Origin of the sequence: Sphingomonas sp. ASY06-1R (assembly GCF_052180265.1) — a bacterium.
Taxonomy (GTDB): Bacteria; Pseudomonadota; Alphaproteobacteria; order Sphingomonadales; family Sphingomonadaceae; genus Sphingomonas_I.
This window is the reverse complement of record NZ_CP197464.1, coordinates 2,676,846-2,695,890: the sequence shown is the minus strand read 5'-3', so window position 1 is coordinate 2,695,890 and position 19,045 is coordinate 2,676,846. Positions and strand designations below refer to the sequence as shown.

Annotated in this window: 16 protein-coding genes and 1 pseudogene; 10 read left to right on the top strand and 7 right to left on the bottom strand. The window is 64.4% G+C overall.

Annotated elements, in window-relative coordinates; translation table 11 throughout:
• Positions 1-45: 45 nt before the first annotated feature.
• Complete coding sequence (locus ACSBM8_RS12960) at positions 46-204, bottom strand: YdcH family protein (RefSeq protein ID WP_442678427.1); 159 nt, start codon at positions 202-204, stop codon at positions 46-48.
• A gap of 168 nt (positions 205-372) precedes the next feature.
• Here ACSBM8_RS12960 and ACSBM8_RS12955 point away from each other — a divergent pair, with 168 nt between their 5' ends.
• Together ACSBM8_RS12955 and ACSBM8_RS12950 are read left to right on the top strand one after the other, a co-directional pair.
• A complete protein-coding gene (locus tag ACSBM8_RS12955; protein WP_420138113.1) occupies positions 373-561 on the top strand; it encodes a YdcH family protein in 189 nt (62 codons plus the stop codon).
• A 229-nt stretch (positions 562-790) separates the two neighbouring features.
• Positions 791-3,025, top strand: a complete 2,235-nt coding sequence (locus tag ACSBM8_RS12950; protein WP_442678426.1) for a TonB-dependent receptor — start codon at positions 791-793, stop codon at positions 3,023-3,025.
• Positions 3,026-3,454: 429 nt separating this feature from the next.
• Here ACSBM8_RS12950 and ACSBM8_RS12945 read toward each other — a convergent pair whose 3' ends face one another.
• Entirely contained in the window at positions 3,455-4,894 is a 1,440-nt protein-coding gene (locus tag ACSBM8_RS12945; protein WP_442678425.1) for an APC family permease, read from the bottom strand.
• A gap of 287 nt (positions 4,895-5,181) precedes the next feature.
• On the opposite strand from ACSBM8_RS12945, the gene ACSBM8_RS12940 reads away from it, so the two are divergent.
• Positions 5,182-6,900: a phospholipase D-like domain-containing protein gene (locus tag ACSBM8_RS12940; RefSeq protein WP_442678424.1), complete on the top strand. Its 1,719-nt coding sequence runs from the start codon at positions 5,182-5,184 to the stop codon at positions 6,898-6,900.
• Positions 6,901-7,393: 493 nt separating this feature from the next.
• Here ACSBM8_RS12940 and ACSBM8_RS12935 read toward each other — a convergent pair.
• Positions 7,394-7,534 (bottom strand): annotated as a pseudogene (locus ACSBM8_RS12935) (IS5/IS1182 family transposase); the annotation flags it as partial.
• Positions 7,535-7,655: 121 nt separating this feature from the next.
• On the opposite strand from ACSBM8_RS12935, the gene ACSBM8_RS12930 reads away from it, so the two are divergent.
• Entirely contained in the window at positions 7,656-9,284 is a 1,629-nt protein-coding gene (locus ACSBM8_RS12930) for an FAD-binding oxidoreductase (RefSeq protein WP_442678423.1), read from the top strand.
• Here ACSBM8_RS12930 and ACSBM8_RS12925 read toward each other — a convergent pair.
• From ACSBM8_RS12925 to ACSBM8_RS12915, 3 genes are read right to left on the bottom strand one after another with little or no spacing between them, the layout of a single operon-like run.
• The gene (locus tag ACSBM8_RS12925; RefSeq protein WP_442678422.1) at positions 9,212-9,523 is read right to left on the bottom strand and encodes a hypothetical protein; all 312 of its coding nucleotides are present in this window, start codon (positions 9,521-9,523) and stop codon (positions 9,212-9,214) included. The two genes, ACSBM8_RS12930 and ACSBM8_RS12925, sit on opposite strands and share 73 nt — an antisense overlap.
• Positions 9,507-10,571, bottom strand: coding sequence for a hypothetical protein (locus ACSBM8_RS12920; protein WP_442678421.1), 1,065 nt, complete (start codon positions 10,569-10,571; stop codon positions 9,507-9,509). The genes ACSBM8_RS12925 and ACSBM8_RS12920 overlap by 17 nt, the downstream gene beginning before the upstream one ends.
• Complete coding sequence (locus ACSBM8_RS12915) at positions 10,568-10,999, bottom strand: DUF4383 domain-containing protein (protein ID WP_442678420.1); 432 nt, start codon at positions 10,997-10,999, stop codon at positions 10,568-10,570. Before ACSBM8_RS12915 ends, ACSBM8_RS12920 begins: the two co-directional genes overlap by 4 nt.
• 280 nt (positions 11,000-11,279) lie before the next feature.
• On the opposite strand from ACSBM8_RS12915, the gene ACSBM8_RS12910 reads away from it, so the two are divergent.
• Positions 11,280-13,229: a DUF3857 domain-containing protein gene (locus tag ACSBM8_RS12910; protein WP_442678419.1), complete on the top strand. Its 1,950-nt coding sequence runs from the start codon at positions 11,280-11,282 to the stop codon at positions 13,227-13,229.
• A gap of 190 nt (positions 13,230-13,419) precedes the next feature.
• Here ACSBM8_RS12910 and ACSBM8_RS12905 read toward each other — a convergent pair whose 3' ends face one another.
• A complete protein-coding gene (locus ACSBM8_RS12905; protein WP_442678418.1) occupies positions 13,420-13,890 on the bottom strand; it encodes an Hsp20 family protein in 471 nt (156 codons plus the stop codon).
• A 209-nt stretch (positions 13,891-14,099) separates the two neighbouring features.
• Here ACSBM8_RS12905 and ACSBM8_RS12900 point away from each other — a divergent pair, with 209 nt between their 5' ends.
• The 5 genes from ACSBM8_RS12900 to ACSBM8_RS12880 all read left to right on the top strand — a co-directional run bounded on the left by ACSBM8_RS12900 (position 14,100) and on the right by ACSBM8_RS12880 (position 19,007).
• Positions 14,100-14,540 carry a DUF1465 family protein gene (locus tag ACSBM8_RS12900; protein ID WP_442678417.1) on the top strand — a complete coding sequence of 147 codons (441 nt, stop codon included), beginning with the start codon at positions 14,100-14,102 and terminating at the stop codon, positions 14,538-14,540.
• Between the two features lie 26 nt (positions 14,541-14,566).
• A complete protein-coding gene (locus tag ACSBM8_RS12895) occupies positions 14,567-15,205 on the top strand; it encodes a hypothetical protein (RefSeq protein WP_442678416.1) in 639 nt (212 codons plus the stop codon).
• A gap of 105 nt (positions 15,206-15,310) precedes the next feature.
• Positions 15,311-16,582 (top strand): thiamine pyrophosphate-dependent enzyme, encoded by a 1,272-nt coding sequence (locus tag ACSBM8_RS12890; protein WP_442678415.1) that lies wholly within the window; start codon positions 15,311-15,313, stop codon positions 16,580-16,582.
• Positions 16,583-16,695: 113 nt separating this feature from the next.
• Positions 16,696-17,700 carry an alpha-ketoacid dehydrogenase subunit beta gene (locus ACSBM8_RS12885; protein ID WP_442681591.1) on the top strand — a complete coding sequence of 335 codons (1,005 nt, stop codon included), beginning with the start codon at positions 16,696-16,698 and terminating at the stop codon, positions 17,698-17,700.
• Positions 17,700-19,007 (top strand): dihydrolipoamide acetyltransferase family protein, encoded by a 1,308-nt coding sequence (locus ACSBM8_RS12880; protein ID WP_442678414.1) that lies wholly within the window; start codon positions 17,700-17,702, stop codon positions 19,005-19,007. Before ACSBM8_RS12885 ends, ACSBM8_RS12880 begins: the two co-directional genes overlap by 1 nt.
• The last annotated feature ends 38 nt before the right edge of the window (positions 19,008-19,045 follow it).

Below are 19,045 nucleotides of genomic sequence, written 5' to 3'. Positions count from 1 at the left end.
CCGTGCAGCCGGGGGGATTGTCTACGCGCAATACTGCGCTGGCGCTCAGCCCAGTTTGGCGAGCGCTTCCTTGATTTTAAGCTTCTGTTTTTTCAGCATCGCGACCAACATTGTATCCGGCGCCGCGCGATGCGACTCGCTCTGGATCTGGGCATCCAGTCTCGCATGCTTCGCCATTAACGTGGCAGAGTGGGAATTCGTCATAGTCGACTCGCTCCTTCTTCACAGGTCGGACCTGTGAATAGAACATGCATCGCGCCATCTGTCTCCCGCCGATTTGCACCACCGCTCGCAAAATTGAACCAGTTCGCCGGGCCTTGAGCCCGCGGCCTCTAACGCCTAACGGGGGCGCCGTCGCAGGATGGGTGAATGATGGACGAAACCGAAATCATCCGACTGATCGGCGTGCTGCGAGAGGAGCACCGTACGCTCGACGAAGCGATCCTGCTGGCGCCCGCGGGGGATCAGCTGCAGGTGGCGCGGCTGAAGAAGCGCAAGCTGAAGCTGAAGGACGAGATCGCCACGCTTGAGGATCAGCTGATCCCGGACATCATCGCGTAACAAAGCTTTTGCCCGGCGACGGAATGTTGCCGAAAAGTGACAGCGGCTGCGTGAAGCCACAGGCCATGGCAGGGATGGTGCGGCGTGGCTTGGCAAACATCGGGAAAGTTGCGAGCTGATCGGCAGCGTCTCGGCGGCCATCCGCAAGAAGATGCGTGGGGTGGATGCGGGGCTCTTCGGGGGACTATGCGCCATGACTGTATCGCTTCGAAATGCTCATGCGCGCCGCATGCTCAGCTGTGGTGCCGCACTTGCCGGGCTGCTGGTGATAAGTCCGGCGATGGCGGCGGATGGCCCTGAAGCGTCGGCTCCGGTCGATGGGGGCGAGATCATCGTCACCGCAACCCGCCGCTCGGAAAATGCCAAGGATGTCCCGGTTGCCGTGACGACGCTCAGCGGCGACACGCTCAACACGCTCAACAGCAGCGGTCTCGACATTCGCTTCCTGTCGGCGCGGACGCCCAGCCTGCAGATCGAAAGCTCGTTCGGCCGCACCTTCCCGCGTTTCTATATTCGCGGCCTCGGCAATACCGATTTCGATCCGAACGCCGCGCAGCCCGTGTCGGTCGTCTATGACGATGTCGCGCTCGAAAACCCGATGCTCAAATCCTTTCCCGTGTTCGATCTCGCCAGCGTCGAGGTGTTGCGCGGGCCGCAGGGGACCTTGTTCGGGCGCAACACGCCGGCCGGCGTGATCAAGCTCAACAGCGCAAAGCCCAGCAGCACCTTCGGCGGCTATGCCCAAGCCGAATATGGCACGTACAACACCGTCAATGCCGAGGCCGCGGTCGGCGGGCCACTGGGCGGCGGCTTCAGCTTCCGCGCGTCGGGCCTGCTCCAGCGCCGCGACAATTGGGTGACCAACGATGCGACCAGCGGCTTCGCCGACCACAAATTGGAAGGCTATCGCGATCTCGCCGGACGTTTGCAGCTGGGCTATGCGTCGGGCGACTTCAATGCGCTGCTCAACGTTCACGGCCGCGACCTCGACGGTACGCCGCGCGTCTTCCGCGCCGGCATCTTCGAAAAGGGCAGCAACCATTTCGTGCCCGAGTTCGACAAGGACCATGTCTCGCTCGACGGGCTGACCAGCCAGTCGCTGACGCAATGGGGCACCAACCTTCACCTCGATTATCATTTCGAGGGCGTGGGCACGCTCTACTCGGTCACCGCCTATGAACGCGCCAAGGTAGAGAGCACGGGCGACGTCGATGGCGGCAGCTGCTATGCCTTCATCCCCGGCTGTACGCTCGGCCAGATCAACGTCGGCGCCTTCCCGTCCAACACCGGCGGCGTCACCAAGCCGCGCGAATTCAGCCAGGAGGTCCGCTTCGCGACCGAGGATATGAACGGCCTGCGTCTTCAGGCGGGCGCGTATTATTTCCACCAGAAGCTCTACTATAGTGAATATTTCTATGACAGTGGCCAGATCAACGGTTTCATCCTGCATGATGATACCAACCAGACGCTGGGTCTGTTCGCCTCGGTCGACTATAAGCTGACCGACAAGCTGACGCTGCGTGGGGGCGCGCGCTATTCGCATGACAAGAAGCGCGACACGATCGCGCTCAACCCTGCCTACGCAGCAGAGACGGTGGCCAGCCAATCGGTAGCGGTGGCGCTGCCGCTGACCAACCGCGCCAAGGGCAATAATGTGTCCTGGGATGCCAGCGCGACCTATGCGATCAGCGATCAGGTCAATCTCTATGCGCGCGCCGCGACCGGCTATCTCGGCCCGGCCATCCAGGATCGCGTGACCTTCTTCAGCCAGCCGTCGGTCGCCAAGAAACAGACGACCTTCTCCGGCGAGGGCGGCATCAAGCTGGTGAGCGCGGATCGCTCGGTTCATTTCGATCTCGACGCTTACTGGTATCGCACCAAGGACCTGCAGCTGACCGCGGTGGGCGGCGCCAACAATTCGGCCCGGCTGCTGAACGCGGACCATGCGATCGGCTACGGCATCGAAACCACGCTGGAGGTGCGGCCGGTCCCGCAACTGGCGCTGACCGTGGGCGGAAGCTGGAACTTCACGGAGATCCGCGACCCCAATATTGCGGTCGGCCCATGTGGCGGCGGCTGCACGGTCACCGATCCGCTCAATGCGGCGGGGCTTGCGATCATCAACGGCAATGATCTGCCGCAGGCGCCGCGTTACGTGGCCAATGCAACCGCGCGTTACAGCATCCCGCTCGGCAATGGCGACGAGATCTTCGCCTTCACCGACTGGGCCTATCGCAGCAAGATCAATTACTTCCTGTACACCGCCAAGGAATTCCGCGGCCGCGCGCTGCTGGAGGGCGGGCTGAAGATCGGCTACCAGATGCATAACGGGCTGGAACTGGCGGTGTTCGCCCGCAACATCCTCAACCAGATCCGGGCCGTGAGCGCGATCGACTTCAACAACCTGACCGGCATGATCAATGATCCGCGCATCATCGGTGTGTCCGCCCGGTTCAAGTTCTGAGGACGGCAGGCCGGCCTGGGCCCCTCTGCGCCGTCAAGCAGATGGCCGCGTGGGGTAGGGCAGGCCGCCGGCCGGTTGATGGCTGATCGGCGCGGTTCTCCGCAGCGCGAAAACAAAAAACACCAGAAACGAACTTGATGATTCACAATTTGCGGCAGCGTCCGGCCGGCCGCCCATCGGACCGGACGGGTGCGAGGATCAACCGCCGCTCCGCCGTCTGGGACAGCGTAGTACGGCTTCGATCCCGCTGACGGTGCCAAATATGAGAAACAGCCGTCACGCCGCTGTTGAAAACGCATCGACACACGACAGTTCGTACGCGTCATGCGTATACTTGTCAATATTGCTGGCCGTGGGGCGCTCGCCCGAAGGGAGCTGACAGCCTCCGACGGCTGAGAGCCCCGCTAGACGGCTGGGTCGACTAAATTGTCAGCGCAGCTGGTGCGACGCTCGGTGCTCAACGAGCGCCAGCTTCGCGAACTGCTGCGGACGGGCCCGGCGAAGCCAAAGGCTGAAGCCGAGCCCGGCGGCGAGCGTGACCAGATACAGGGCCGGCAGCCACGCCACCAAGGGCGTATCGACGGTGGATAGAAGGGTGAAGTTGGAGCAGACGGTCGCAAGTGCCAGCGCGAGGCCGACGGCGGCGACGACGGTCGCAAACAGCACCACCGGCCCTGCTTCCTGCCGCCGTCGGAAGGCATAGACCAGGATGGCGACGGCCGCGAGCGCCTGAAGCGCAATGATGCCGAGCGTGCCCATCCCGATCAGAACCGGAATGATCGCGGCGTAAGGATCCGTGCGGGCCGAGGCGACCGTAGCGAGGCAGAGCACGGTCGCGGCGGAGAGGCAGACGGTGGCCGCGACCGGAACATTGCGCGCCTCGTCGAACCGGGCGAGCGGTCGCGGGAGCAGTCCCTCGCGGGCGAGCGCATACACGTAGCGGGACGCCGCGGCGTGGATCGCGATGTAGGTCGCCAGCATCGATGTACATAACAGCACGCCGGCCGCGTCGGCGGCGATCTCCCCATCATATTGCTTGATCAGATCCAGCATGAGCGTGCCGCCGTGCGCGACCGCCTGCGCCTTGGCCGTCGGGGCGCCAAGCGCGCCGATCGTGATCCAGGCTGTGATCAGGTAGAAAGATCCGATCAGGATCACCGAGATGTAGCTGGCGAGCGGTATGCTCCGCACCGGATCGGCAACCTCCTTGGTATACAGAGCTCCGGATTCGAAGCCGACGAAGCAGGTGAAGGCCGTCATCAGGGCGACGCCCGACCCCGGCGCCAGCCAGGAATCGCGCCCGAAGGAGGACAGCGGGAATGCCGCCCAGCCTTTCGCCGCGACCACCGTTATGTCGAAGACGAGGAGCACGGCCGTTTCGACGACGATGATGACGGCGAGCAGCTTGGACGAGGCCTCCATCGAGCGATGGTTCAAGAGGCCCGTGACGAGCACCGAGACCGCCGCGCAGATCGTCCAGTCCACTTTCGCGCCCACCGCGAGCGAGACCTGTTCGTCGAAATAGCCGCAGGCCGCCGCCAGCCCGAACGTGAACGCTGAATAGGCGAGAACCGCGCAATAGGCCGTGCCCACACCCAGCGGCTTGCCCAGGCCTTCGGCAACATAAGTGTAGAAGGCGCCCGTGCTGACCACCCTCCGCCCGATAAAGGCATACCCCGTGGTGAAGGCGATCAGGATCGTTCCGGCGATCAGGAACGAGACCGGGACGCCGGCGCCGTTGCCGCGTGCGATCGCGATCGGCAGATTGCCGATCATTGAGGCGAGGGGGGCGGCCGCGGCGACAACCAGAAATACGATGTAGCGCGTGGGGAGCAGATGCGATCGGCCTGGTTGGTCGGGACGGCTCACGACATTTCCTTTTGATACCCGCATCGGGCGTCCCGATCGGTGCGGCGGTGCTAGGGCACGCCGGGGCGGAGGCACCATCAAGATCGGGTTACGCCTGTTACGTTGGACCAGCCGATATCGCCGTTCCGAACGCTCAAGGCCTGGCGCACGACGCGAAGCGACCTGTCGCGGCAATCGGGCCGACGTCCTCGTCCTGATCGCGTCCTTCCCCGCTGCGCCGGCACGACGTGTCATGGAGCCGTCTTGGATGTTGTGCTACCGTTACGATCTTCGAGGGAGAGATCGGCATGCCGGTGGAGTACTTCGCTGAGGGTGAGGTCGCCGAAGCGCCCTTCAAGCTCAAGGTCCACCGCGGCGAGGGCATGGCCCTGCTGGCGATGGACTGGCGGGCGGGGCGGCCGCCGGAAGACTTTGTCGGGTTCGCGATCGAATATGCGGAGCCGGGCAGCCAGCATTTCTTTCCGGTCAAGAACCGGCTGAGCTTCGAGGCGAACGCAGGCACTGCTCCGAGCGCTGAGCGGCCGGAGACCTTCTCCACGCTGGTCGCGCCCATCCAGAAGTTCCGCTGGGTCCACTTCCCACGCAATGCCGAACTGCCGGGCGCCTATCGGTACCGGGTCACGCCCATGCGCATGAACGGGGACGGAAGGCTGGAAGCCGGCGTGGCGCAATCTGCTGCGATCGCGCTGGCCCGCGACACCGTCCCAGGCGCGCTGAACGTGGCGTTCACGCGCGGCTTCATATCGTCGCAGGCCTTTGTCGATCGTTTCGCGCGCCACGGACCGGTCGACACGCTTGTGCCGGGCGATGCCGACGACGGCCTCACATTCGTGCCGACACATCCTGACCGCGCCGCCGCCTATCCGTGGATGGGGTTCGAGGCACGGCGGGCCATCCTCGACCTTCTCGACGTGGCGCTAGGCGATCCGACCGCGCAGGTCGGTGTGGTCGCCTTCGACCTCAACCTGCCCGAGATCGTGGAGCGCCTGGGACGGCTTGGCGACCGTGCCCGCGTGATCATCGACAATTCGGAGGATCATGTCGGGGGTTCGGAAGACGAAGCCGCGCGGGAGCTCGCACAGGCGGGCGTGGCTGTGAAGCGGCAGTCGATGGGCAAGCTCCAGCACAACAAGACGATTTTCGTGGATGGTGACGCGGTGCAGCGGGCGCTGTGCGGTTCGACAAATATGAGCTGGCGGGGTCTGTATGTGCAGTCGAACAACGCGTTGGTGCTGGAGGGCGCGCGGCCGGTTGAAGTTTTTCGAACGGCGTTCGATCAATATTGGGACCATCCCGAGGCCTTCAAGCAAAGTCCTTCCGCCGGCTGGTCCGACCTCGGCGTGCCCGGCGTGGACGCCAAGGTTTGCTTTTCCCCGCATTCCGCCGCGAACAGTGTGCTTGCATCGATCGGTGCCGATGTCGCCCAAGCGGGCTCCTCTATCCTCTATTCGCTCGCGTTCCTTTCGATCACGCCGGGCGCGATCCGCGACGCCCTGGCCGAGCGGACCAATCATGACGATCTGTTCGTCGCCGGCATCTCCGACCAGCGCACCGGCGTCCAGGTCGCGGTCGGCAGCTCCAACCTGCCCCCGACCTATGTGGTGCCGCTGGGCAGCGACGCGCCGCCCCCCTTCTCCGAGGAGCCCAAGGCGCTGACCGCCAGCAATGGCGGCACGCGTATGCACCACAAGTTCATCGTGCTCGACTTCGACACAGCCGACGCGCGGGTATATCTGGGCTCCTACAACATGTCGAAGGCGGCCGATGGCAGCAACGGCGAAAACCTGGTGCTGGTACGCGACCGCCGCGTCGCCACGAGCTACATGATCGAGGCGCTGCGGATGATCGACCATTATCAGTGGCGGGCGGCGCTGAAGCAGCGGAAGAAGGCGGCCGGACCGCTCGTCCTCAGAAAGGCACCTTCCTTGTCGGGGCAGGCACCGTGGTGGACGGAAGACTATGAGGATGCGCGGAAGGTCAAGGACCGCAAGCTGTTCAGCCGGTGACGTTACCAACTATGTGAAAGAGCCGTCATGCGGCTGGTGAAATGCAACTCCAAAGCCGTGGCAAGATGCGTTATATTCATCGTTAGGGCGATGATCACGGTCTGGGTCATAGCAATGATCGATGATCGCGTGATACATACCGGAATGACAGGCTGGATTTATGGGCCCAATATCGGGACGCCTGCAATTGTCTGTGTTACTGGTATGCTGCTTGCCCTAAGCTTGTGGTTTGACGGACGAACTCGGCTATTCCTGTTATCGTCTTGGCTTATGGTGCTGGCGATTGGCACGCATCGGCTCGTCGAACATTCGGATGGGCGCGTTTCGGATATCTGGTTGACGGCGCACGTCCAAAGTTTGGCTACCAGTCAACCGGATGACGAGGCACGCAGATGTGCGGTTGGGCCCTGGGTTATCCGATGCGAGGATCGTAAGGGAGGGGGGACAGTGACCACCTTTTCCCCAATTCCGTTTGTGCACTTATCTTGACCACAGACTCATAAGCCCGCAGCCAAATGTGCATTGAGGCGAGCTGGACTATGGCAGGAAAGTTTGCCGCGCGCGTGTCGTGGCGGGTGGTAACGCGACGGAAGTGCGTCAACTTGGAGAAGAGCCGTTCGATCCTATTGCGCTCGCCGTGGTGCGCGGGCCGATCTCGAGATCGTCGCCCAAGGCTTACGCCGCGCGGCGGTCGCATCCTGCCCACGATCTGCTAACGATCGGTGCAGGATGAGCGGCTGGGGAAAGAAGGCGCAATGACGCGACGGGGCAGGCGGTGGCTGATCGGGGTGTCGGCGATAGCGCTGCTGGCGGGGGCGACGACGGTCTACACCTTGCCGCTGGTCGCCGATCCGCACGGGCCCAAGGATTGTGCCGACATCCTGCCCGCGCTGCCGGGCGAGCCGCCGCGGCCGGCCAATGCGCCGGAGCCCGCCTGGGCGCAACGCGGCGGTACGATCAACGATGCGAGCTGCCTCAGTCGTACCAGCATCGCGGGTGTGGTGCGCCCGCGCAACGAGGCCGATGTCGCCACCGCGCTCGCTTATGCCCGTGCCCATAAGCTGACGATATCGGCGGCGGGCGTGAAGCATTCGATGGGCGGGCAGGCCTTCCGCCACGGCGGCGTGGTGCTGGACATGCGCGGCATGAACAGCATCCAGCTGGATCGGGCGGCACGCACCGTCACGGTCGGCGCCGGCGCCACCTGGCATGCGATCCAGCTCGCGATCCAGCCGGATTTCGCGGTGAAGGCGATGCAGTCGACCGACATCTTTTCGGTCGGCGGATCGATCTCGGTCAACGCGCATGGCATGGATCATCAGGCCGGTGCCGTCATGGGTTCTATCCGCAGCCTGCGCCTGATGCTGGCCGATGGGCAGATCGTCACCGCCTCCTCCACGGAAAATGCCGATCTGTTTCGCCATGTCGTGGGTGGCTATGGCCTGTTCGCGGTGATCCTGTCGGCGACGCTGGATGTGGTTCCGAACGATATCTATCGATCGGAACGTGCGCTGATCGACTATCGCCAATTTCCGGCGACCTTCCAGCGTATCGCCGCCGATCCCAGCGTCGGCCTGTCCTATGTCCACCTCTCGACCGCGCCGGGCAGCCTGCTGCGCGAGGCGCTGGTCTACGAATATCGCAAGCTGCCCGAGGATCAGGCCTTGCCGCGGGCGCGGCTGGGGGAGGTGGGCTCCACCAAGCTGCGGCGGATGACGGTCAATCTCGCCAAGAAGAACGATCTGTTCAAAAGCTGGAAATGGTGGAGCGAGAAGAATCTCGAACATCGGTTCGAAAGCTGTACCGTCACCCGCCAGACCGCGCAGGGCTCGGGCGAGGCGTGCCTGGTCGCGCGCAACGATCCGATGCACGATTCGGTGGCTTATCTGTTCAACAATCTCCCGCAGGAAACCGACATCCTGCACGAATATTTCGTGCCGCGTGGGCAGATCGTGCCGTTCATCGACGGCATGCGACGCATCTTCCAGGATCAGGACGCAAACCTCGTCAATGCCTCGATCCGCGCGGTCGGCACCGAGGACAATGCGCTGAGCTATGCGCCCGCGCCGGCTTTTTCGGTCGTGCTCTATCTGAACCAGCCGACCACGCCGGCCGGCAATGACGCGATGCGCCGCCTGACGCGCGCCCTGATCGATCTGACGCTGGCCCATCACGGCCGCTTCTTCCTGCCCTACCAGCTCCATTACACGCCGGAGCAACTGGCGCGGTCCTATCCGGAGATTGGCGGCTTCTTCGCGGCCAAGCGGCAATGGGATCCGGACGGCCTGTTCAGCAACAGCTGGTATGCGGCTTATGCGCCCTTCTTCGCGAAACAGCCTTCGGCCACGCGCCCCTCGATCACCAACGGCGCGCCCGCCGCATAAAGCGCGCGTACGAAGCCGGGCCGGGTGGAGCGGGCGATCGTCGCGCCTTGCCGTAATCCCACGATCTCGCCGTCCGCGGCGCGGATCGCGTCGATCGCGCGCGCGGTATTCCCGACCACCGCCACGTCGCGCCCGGCCGGCCCCACGAACGGCATTGCGATCATGATCGCGGTCCAGCCGCCCAGGACCAAAGCGACCAGCGCCACCGCCCGCGCGGTGCGCTTAATAATCGTAGACATGCTCGACGATACCGCCGGCCGCGCGGGTCTGCCGCAGCAGGTCCAGGACGCGCGGCACTTTCGTGGCGACGCCGAACCGCCGCCAGCCCGGCCGGTCGATCGGCAGCGTGAAGATAACCTGCCCGGCAGGCTTGCTCGTCTCCGGCAGGAGCAGGGTCGTGAAAATCTCGTCATTGCCGGCGATTTCGACGATCGGGATGTCGGTCCCGGCAAGTTTGGCCAGCAGATCGTTATATTGCTGGTAGCGCGGCGCTTCCACCACCGTCCGGCCGCCCGGCAGCGTCCGGACGGGCACGAGCCGTGGGTCGACCGCGCGCACGGCCTGCGGCGTCGCCTGCACGACCATGCGTAAGGTCCGCTCGTCGCGCCCGACCGTGGCGCCCGTCGCCATGTCGATCAGGCCGGCATAGACGGATTTCACGCCATATTCGCCGGACAGGGCCAGCCGCCGCTCCCAATGGCGCGCATGCAGTTCGGGCTCGGTCGTGCGCCATTCGCCCGCCAACGCCTGACGGAAGGGAAAGCGATACCAGGGCGTCTCGTGCAGGAAGCGGCCATAGTCGGCCTGGACGCGCGCGGCGTAGTGATCGTCGGCGCTGGTCCAGCCGCTCGCCCATTCGAACAGACGGCCGATCGTGCGCTCATAGGCCGCCTTCACCGCCAGCTCGACCGTATAGCTGATGCCGATCGTGTAGATGGTGACCTTTGCCGCGCCTGCGCCGGGCCGGTTTCCCGTCAGCCGGTTGACCTGGCAATAGCTCGTCCAGAAGCCGCCAATCTGCGACCCATAGGCAAAGCTGCTCGGCGGTGCGCCGGATTCGAGATGGCGCGCAAAGGCCTCCGCCTCATAGACGATATGCCATTCCGGATAGGTCAGATAGGTTTGCACCGCGGGGCGGCGCTCGGTTGGCGGCAGGAGAGCGGTGGAGGGTGCAAGCGGCGTGCCGCCGCTGGGCCTGCACCCCACCTCGATATAGGTGATCGGCACCAGCACGACGGCGGCAACCAGACCACCGACCGCCGCCAGGATGCGCCAGCGCCGCTTCACGCGGCAGCGGTCGCGGTGGGCGCTACGGGCGATGCGGCGAGACGATAGCCGACCCAGATGGCCAGGCCGCCGATGACGAGGTGGGGCAGGTTGGCGAAGACGTGCGCGTAGAGCGATTCCTTGATCGGCCCGTACAGGAAGATGCCGCCGTCGAGATAACCGCTGCCCAGGAACAGCCCCATCACGCCATCGGCAAAATAGAGCGGGCCGAACAGCCGGAAATACAGGCGCGATGCGCGATAGGAGAGCAGGGCCGCGATACCGGCCCACAATCCGGAAAAGAAGTGCAGGCTGTCATCGTAAAGATCGAGGTTGAACAGGCCGAACAGATTGCCCTGTGCGTCGTGGAATTGCGGCACATAGCCGATGGCGACCACCAGCATGAAACCGACGCAATAGATCCACCCGAACCGTCTTACCCTGTCCATTACGCCCCTCCATCGTTGCGCGGAACGTGGCAGCGATTGCACGACGGTTCAATGGCGGGACGGCCGCGAGCGCGCGACTGCAAAATCTGTTATCGCCGCGCCCTTGTTGGCGACGCGCTCTTGAACCTGTTTGTTCATCTGTCACAATGCCGCTCAACAGGGGGTAAATGTGCGCGCATTGTCGGCTTTGGTGGCTGCCATGTCCCTAACGGGCGTGGCCTCTGCAGATATGCAACAGGTTCGTCGCGGGCCTGCACCCGCCTGGGTTGTGCCGTCGGCGATGTTGGCGGTGCCTGACAATGTCTCCGGTCCCATATTCGTGCGACGGCAGGATGCGATCATACACGTCGGTGACGCGGGGCAGGCGCAATATAGCGGATCACGCTTCAAGATCCTGCAGTCGAACGCGCTCGCGCTCGGCAATATCTCCATCACGTGGAATCCCGTCGCCGGCGCGCCGATCGTGCACGAGATCAAGGTGTATCGCGACGGCCAGCCGATCGACGTTTTGAAGGATGCCTCGTTTGAAGTCCTGCGCCGCGAGCAGCAACTTGAGGCGGCGACACTCGACGGCATGCTCACGGCGGTGCTGCGCGTTCCGGACCTGCGCGTCGGTGACGAGCTGGAGATGGATCTGACGACGTTCGTCAGCGATCCGACGTTGCTTCACCATGAATCGGGCGTTCTCGTGCTGGCGCCCATCCCGGCGCCCGGTCACTATCGTCTTGGCCTGAATTGGGATCAGGGGCATCAGCCGAACATCAAAATGGCCGCAGACATGGAGCGGGTGGCGGAACGCAAGGATCGCGCAATAGAGTTCCGCTTCGACAACCCGCCGCCGCTGTCGCCGCCCACCGATGCGCCGGCGCGCTATCAATGGCAACGGATCGTCCAATATAGCGACTTCGCGGACTGGGCGTCGGTCTCGCGCCACTTCGCGCCACTATATGCGAGGGCGGCAATGTTGGCCCCGGGTTCGGCGCTGTTCAAGGAGGTGGAGCGGATCGCTACAGCGTACGCCACACCGATGGATCGGGCCGCTGCGGCGCTGAAGCTCGTCCAGCAGGACGTGCGTTATGTCTATGTGGGGCTAAACGGCGGCAACCTCCAGCCGGCCAACGCCGATCAGACCTGGACCCGACGCTATGGCGATTGCAAGGCGAAGACCGCGCTGTTGCTCGCCTTGCTCAAGCAGCTTGGCGTCGATGCGGAAGCGGTGCTCGTCAATTCGACCGGCAATGACGATGGTCTCGAGCAGAGATTGCCGATCCCGCAATTATTCGATCATGTGCTGGTGCGCGCCCGTATCGATGGCGTGAGCTATTGGATGGACGGCACGCTGCCGCCGGTCGCGCGGGCCAGCATCGCGCCGGTTATTCCAATCAGCCGCGTGTTGCCCCTCAGCATCGCCGGCAGTCCGCTCGAGCGGCTCGTCTGGCAGCCTCTGGCGGCACCAGACGAGATCCACCTCTACGATGCCGATGCGCGCGCCGGGTTCGATAAACCCGCGCACGTCGTCAGTACGACCATCTTGCGCGGGGTGGAAGGCCTTCAGCAGCAGATGCAACTCTCAGCATTGACATCCGCTCAGCTGCTCGCCGCTTTCCGCCAGAATGCGATCGGCGATACCTTTCAAACGATTGACGATGTGCAATGGCGTTATGACGAGAAGGCCGGCGCCAGCGTCCTCAAGATCAGCGGGATGGGGCCCGTCAGTTGGGAGGACGATGATAATGGCGTGAAGTCGCTGGCGCTGCCTGGCGGCGGGTTCAGCCCGCCCGAGCGGCGGGTGCGCGGAGCGGATCAGGATCCGGACATACCCTATTACCAGAAGTCCGAATTCGGTTGTTACGTGACGACCATTCGCCTGCCGAGCGCCACCCAAGCCAAGCAGTGGACGTCCAAACCCAGTTTCCTCCAGCACTTCTTTGGGCGGACCTATTACCGCGCATGGGAACTGCGCGAAGGTTCGATCCGCATGATACGAAGCTCGCGGGTAGAGCAGCCGGAGATCGATGCCGCCACCGCCCGTCGTGACAATGCGCGCGTGTCCGGCTTCGACAACAGTATGGGCTGGATCACCTACGACCCTGCGGAACGCAACGGATCGGTCGGCAAGGGCGAGCATGTCCCTGCCGCCGACGAGGTGGATTGGGTCAGCGCGGCAACGCATTGCCTGCCGCCGGCCCGCCGCGATGCCGCGGCTGGCGGCGCCAAGGCGGCGAACTGATATATTGGATCCTGATCGGCTTTGCCATGATCCGGTAGGCAGCATCTCAGCGGGCGGTCCGCTGCCCAGGGCGGGGCAACCGCTGCCCCACAGAAAAAACCCCCTCCCGCCAGGGTCGCGGGAGGGGGTTCTTTAGGCCCGCGCCGCCCACACCGGACGGGGCGCGCAGGGCCAACGCCAGACCGGAGGCTTAGGCCGCCTGGCGATCGTTGACCGCGTCGATCGTCTGCTGCGGGGTGCTGCTGTCGATCTGGATGTTCCGGGGCTTCTTATGCTCCGGCACTTCGCGGACCAGCTGGATGTCGAGCAGGCCGTCATTATAGCCCGCGCCGGTCACCCGGATGGTGTCGGCAAGCTGGAAGCGACGCTCGAACGCACGCTTGGCAATACCACGGTGCAGGAATTCGCGCGTCTCGCCCTCGGCGCCTTCATTGGCGCGACCGGTCACGATCAGGACATTGTCCTGCGCGGTGATTTCCAGCTCATCACGGGTGAAGCCGGCCGTCGCCATCGAGATGCGATAGGCGTCTTCGCCGACCTTCTCGATATTATAGGGCGGATAGGCCTCTGCTTCGCCGCGCGTGGCGAAATCGACCAGTCGGTTCAAATTCTCGAAGCCGATCGAGGAGCGGAGGAGGGGGGCAAAATCAAAACTACGCATGATTATCAATCCTTTCAAAAGCGATCGAACATGATGCGGTCCGCGGGTTCCGCCGGACCGTCCGCCTCCGCCCCAAATGGCGACGAAGGCTGAACGAGAGATAGGAAAGCCGCCAAATCGTTCAAGCGTTCGCGCAATCGCCGCCCTGAACTTCTTTGCGCTTTGGTGCCGCGTGGGACCTGTGGCATGGGGCAGCGGAGAGGATCCTCATGGCGTCGGTTTCCGTCCTTCCTTTGTCTGATCGCGTGATTGCGGGGCTGCACCGGGAAGCGCTGGCACTGCAGGAGGAATGCAATGCCTATTTCGCCGGAGACGGCGCCGCCGACCGCCAGCATGTCTCGATCCGTGCGCAACTGCTGCTGGCCGGCGAGGCGCTCAAGGCCGGCACACGCTTGATGCAGGTGATCGCATGGGCCGCACCGCGCGCGGCGGGCGTCCCTGCGCGCCAGGAAGACGCGGCTGTCAGGCCGCTCGTGCAGGCGCCCGAGAGCGATGTCGAACGGGTCGGCGCCTTGCCGTCGCGCGCCCGCGACCTCATCCTCGCAAGCGTCGATCTGTACCAGCGGGCAGGGCGCGTCGCCACCGGCACGCCCGCGCCGCCGCCGTCCAATCCGCCGCGGGGATTGTTTTCGCTGGAGCGCGTACGCTGACCTTCGCACGCGCCGCAGCCAGCCTGTTGTCGCTGACGATCGCGACCAGCGTGGCGGCGGCCGCGCCCAAGCCGCCGCGCGACGCGCCGTTGTGCGCGCCGCCGGGCACCGCCCCGGTCTTCCTTTCGCCGATGGGGGAGCCGTTCCGCGCCGCGGCGGGCCAGCCTTACCCGTCTGCGACATGGTTCGCCCGCGCAGACACCAACAAGGACGGTGCGATCAGCCGGGAAGAATTGGTGAAGGATGCGATGCAGTTCTTCCGCCAGCTCGATACCGACAAAGACGGCCGCCTCACCCCCGACGAAGTCGGCCAATATGAAAGCGTCATCGCGCCCGAGACATCGCTCTTCGTCGCCCGTCCCGACGGCTTTTATGCGGAGCGCAGGAAGAAGCATGAAAGCGACGCGGTCGGGCGATCGGCCGACTATGGCGGCGCCATGGGGGCGGGCCGCTATGCCTGGTTGAACATACCCGAGCCCGTTGCCGCGGCGGATGCCGACATCAATCGCGTGATAACGGCCGCGGAGTTTGCCGCCGCGGCGGACAGGGCATTCACGATGCTGGATGTCGCGCGAAAGGGGGCGCTGACACTGGCGACCTTGCCCCGCACGCCGCAGCAGATCGCGATCGAAGGGCCGTGCCGACCGCCCAAGACGCGGCGGTAGGGGCAAGGCATCGGACAAACAATGTTGCGTGATGTTGCAACAAAATTATAAGCTCGTTACCAGCTTGGCGCACGCATCGAAGAGTGCCGGAAGAGGATGAACGACATGGCCGAGGGCTCTCGCCGCAACCTGCCGCCACTCGCGCTGCATGTGCCCGAGCCACAATTCCGCCCGGGCGACGCGGTCGATTATGCCGATTTCGATCGTGGCCAGGCGGGCGCGGTCACTCGTCCCTCGATCGATGCCGCGCCGGATACGATGCGCGATCATGCCTATAGCCTTGTCCGCGTGCTGGACGATGACGGAGCCGCGGTGGGGCCGTGGGATCCGCGCCTGGCGCCGGAGCGGCTGATTGCGATGCTCCGCCATATGGCGTTGACGCGCGCCTATGACGATCGGCTCTATCGCGCCCAGCGCCAGGGCAAGACCAGCTTCTACATGAAGTGCACGGGCGAGGAGGCGACCTCGATCGCCGCGGCTTATGCGCTCGACCGCGACGATATGTGCTTCCCTTCCTATCGCCAGCAGGGGCTGCTGATCGCGCGCGGGTGGAGCCTGGTCGACATGATGTGCCAGGTCTATTCGAACCTGGGCGACCGGCTGAAGGGCCGGCAGATGCCGATCATGTATTCGGTCAAGGATGCGAGCTTCTTCTCGATCTCGGGCAATCTTGCGACGCAATATCCGCAGGCGGTCGGCTTCGCGATGGCGAGCGCGGCCAAGGGCGACACCCGCATCGCCGCCGCCTGGTGCGGCGAGGGATCGACGGCGGAGGGCGACTTCCATTCCGCCTGCACCTTCGCCAGCGTGTACCGCGCCCCGGTGATCCTGAACGTGATCAACAATCAGTGGGCGATCAGCTCCTTCTCCGGCTTTGCCGGCGCGGAGAATACGACCTTCGCGGCGCGCGCGATCGGCTATGGCATGGCCGGCCTGCGGGTGGACGGCAATGATGCGCTCGCGGTCTTTGCCGCGACGGACTGGGCGGCGGAACGCGCCCGATCCAATGCCGGGCCGACGCTGATCGAATTCTTCACCTATCGCGCCGAAGGGCATTCGACCTCGGACGATCCGACCAAATATCGTTCGGCCGAAGAGAATGTGAAATGGCCGCTGGGCGATCCGATTGCGCGGTTGAAACAGCATCTGATCGCGATCGGCGCGTGGGATGAGGAACGTCATGCGGCGATGGACAAGGCGGTCGCCGAAGAGGTGCGCGCCGCCCAGCGCCAAGCGGAAGCGCAGGGCATCCTCGCCGACGGCCTGCTGCAGCATCCGTTCACGACGATGTTCGAGGACGTGTTCGAAGAGATGCCGTGGCATCTGAAGGAACAGAGCCAGCAGATGATCGACGAACGCAAGAAGGCCGGCATATGAGCGAGGATATCGTCGCACCGGCGGAGGCCGGGGCTGCTGCAGGCGGAGATGCCAGGCAAACGCCAGCGGCCCCGGCCTCCGCCGGGGCGACGGCTGATGCCGCCACCAAGCCGATGAACATGATCCAGGCGATCAACAGCGCGCTGGACGTGATGATGGATCGCGATCCCGACATCGTCGTAATGGGGGAGGACGTCGGCTATTTCGGGGGGGTCTTCAAAGCCACCGAGCATCTCCAGGCCAAATATGGCAAGACCCGCGTGTTCGACACGCCGATCACGGAGCTCGGCATCATCGGCGTCGCGGTCGGCATGTGCACCTATGGCCTGCGCCCGGTGCCGGAGATCCAGTTCGCCGATTATATCTATCCCGCGCTCGATCAGCTCGTCTCCGAGGCCGCGCGCCTGCGCTATCGCTCTGCCGGCGAATATACCGCGCCGATGACGGTGCGCTCGCCCTTTGGCGGCGGCATTTTCGGCGGACAGACGCACAGCCAGTCGCCGGAAGCGATGTTCACGCAGGTCGCCGGGCTGAAGACGGTGATCCCGTCCAATCCCTATGATGCCAAGGGCCTGCTGATCGCCGCGATCGAGGATAATGATCCGGTCATCTTCTTCGAACCCAAGCGCATCTATAACGGCCCGTTCGACGGCCATTATGATCGGCCGGTGACGCCCTGGGCGAAGCATCCGTCGAGCATCGTGCCCCAGGATTATTATCGTATCCCGCTCGGCAAGGCCGCGATCGTGCGCGAGGGCGAGGCGGTGACGATCCTCTGCTACGGCACGATGGTCCATGTGGCGGTCGGCGTGGTCGCGGAGATGGGGATCGATGCGGAGATCATCGATCTGCGCACCTTGCTGCCGCTGGATATTGAGACGATCGAGGCGTCGGTCCGCAAGACCGGCCGCGTCGTCGCGGTGCATGAAGCGACCAAGACCAGCGGCTTCGGTGCCGAACTGGCGGCGCTGATCCAGGAGCGCTGCTTCTATGCGCTCGAGGCTCCGATCGAGCGCGTGACCGGGTGGGATACGCCCTATCCGCATAGTCTGGAATGGGCCTATTTCCCGGGCCCGGTGCGGCTTACCCAAGCTCTCGAAAAGGTGTTGGAGGCCTGATGGCGCGCTATTCTTTCAAGCTGCCGGACATCGGCGAGGGCATTGCCGAGGCGGAGATCGTCGCCTGGCATGTCAAGATCGGCGACATGGTCGAAGAAGACGATCCGCTGTGCGACATGATGACCGACAAGGCGACGGTCGAAATGACGGCCCCGGTCGCGGGCAAGATCGTCGAGGTTGCGGGCGAGACCGGCGACCAGATCGCGATCGGGTCGGTGTTGGCGGTGTTCGAGACCGAGGCTGGGGCCGAGGTTGCGGCCGCGCCGGTGGTGGAGACGGCGCCGAACGAGGCCGCGCAGGTGGTGAAAAGTGATCCGGTGCCGCTGGGCGAAACCGAAAAGCCCTCTCCCCTTGTGGGAGAGGGTTGGGAGAGGGGGCGTGAGGCGGAAGCCGACGCTTCGTTGCCTGTGGCACCGCCCCCTCTCCCCAGCCCTCCCCCACAAGGGGGGAGGGAGCCACGGCGTACGTTGGCTTCGCCGGCGGTGCGGGAGCGAGCGAAGAATCTCGGTATCGATCTCGCCCAGGTACAGGCCGAAGGCGACCGCATTCGCCATGCCGATCTCGATGCCTTCCTGACCTACAATCAGGGCTATCGCACGTCGGGCGGCGCCCGCGCCGACGAGCAGATCAAGGTCGTCGGCCTGCGCCGGCGGATCGCGGAGAATATGGCGGCGTCGAAACGCGCCATTCCGCATTTCACCTATGTCGAGGAATATGACGTCTCCAAGCTGGAGGCGCTGCGGGCGGACCTTAACGACACGCGCGGCAGCAAGGATCGACTGACGATCCTGCCGTTCCTGATCGTCGCGATCTGCAAGGCCTTGCCGAAATTCCCGATGATCAACGCGCGCTATGATGACGAAGCGAATGTCATTACGCGATCCGGTGCGGTCCATCTCGGTATCGCCGCGCAGACCGATGCAGGGCTGATGGTGCCGGTGATCCATGATGCGCAGGCCAAGAATGTCTGGCAACTTGCCGCCGGGGTGAAGCGGCTGGCCGAAGCCGCCCGCACCGGCAAGGCGAAGAGCGAGGAACTGTCCGGCTCGACGCTGACGCTGAGCTCGCTCGGCCCGCTCGGCGGCATTGCCGCGACGCCGGTGATCAACCGTCCCGAAGTCGCGATCCTCTGCCCCAACAAGGTGGCCGAACGGCCGATCGTCCGCGACGGCCAGATTGTCATCGCCAAGATGATGAACATGTCGATTTCCTGCGACCATCGCGTCGTCGACGGCCATGATGCGGCCAGCTTCGTTCAGGCCGTAAAGAAACTGGTCGAAACGCCGGCGTTGCTGTTCGTGGAGTAACGGTCGCCCCGGCGGAGGCCGGGGCCGTAGGAGGTAAG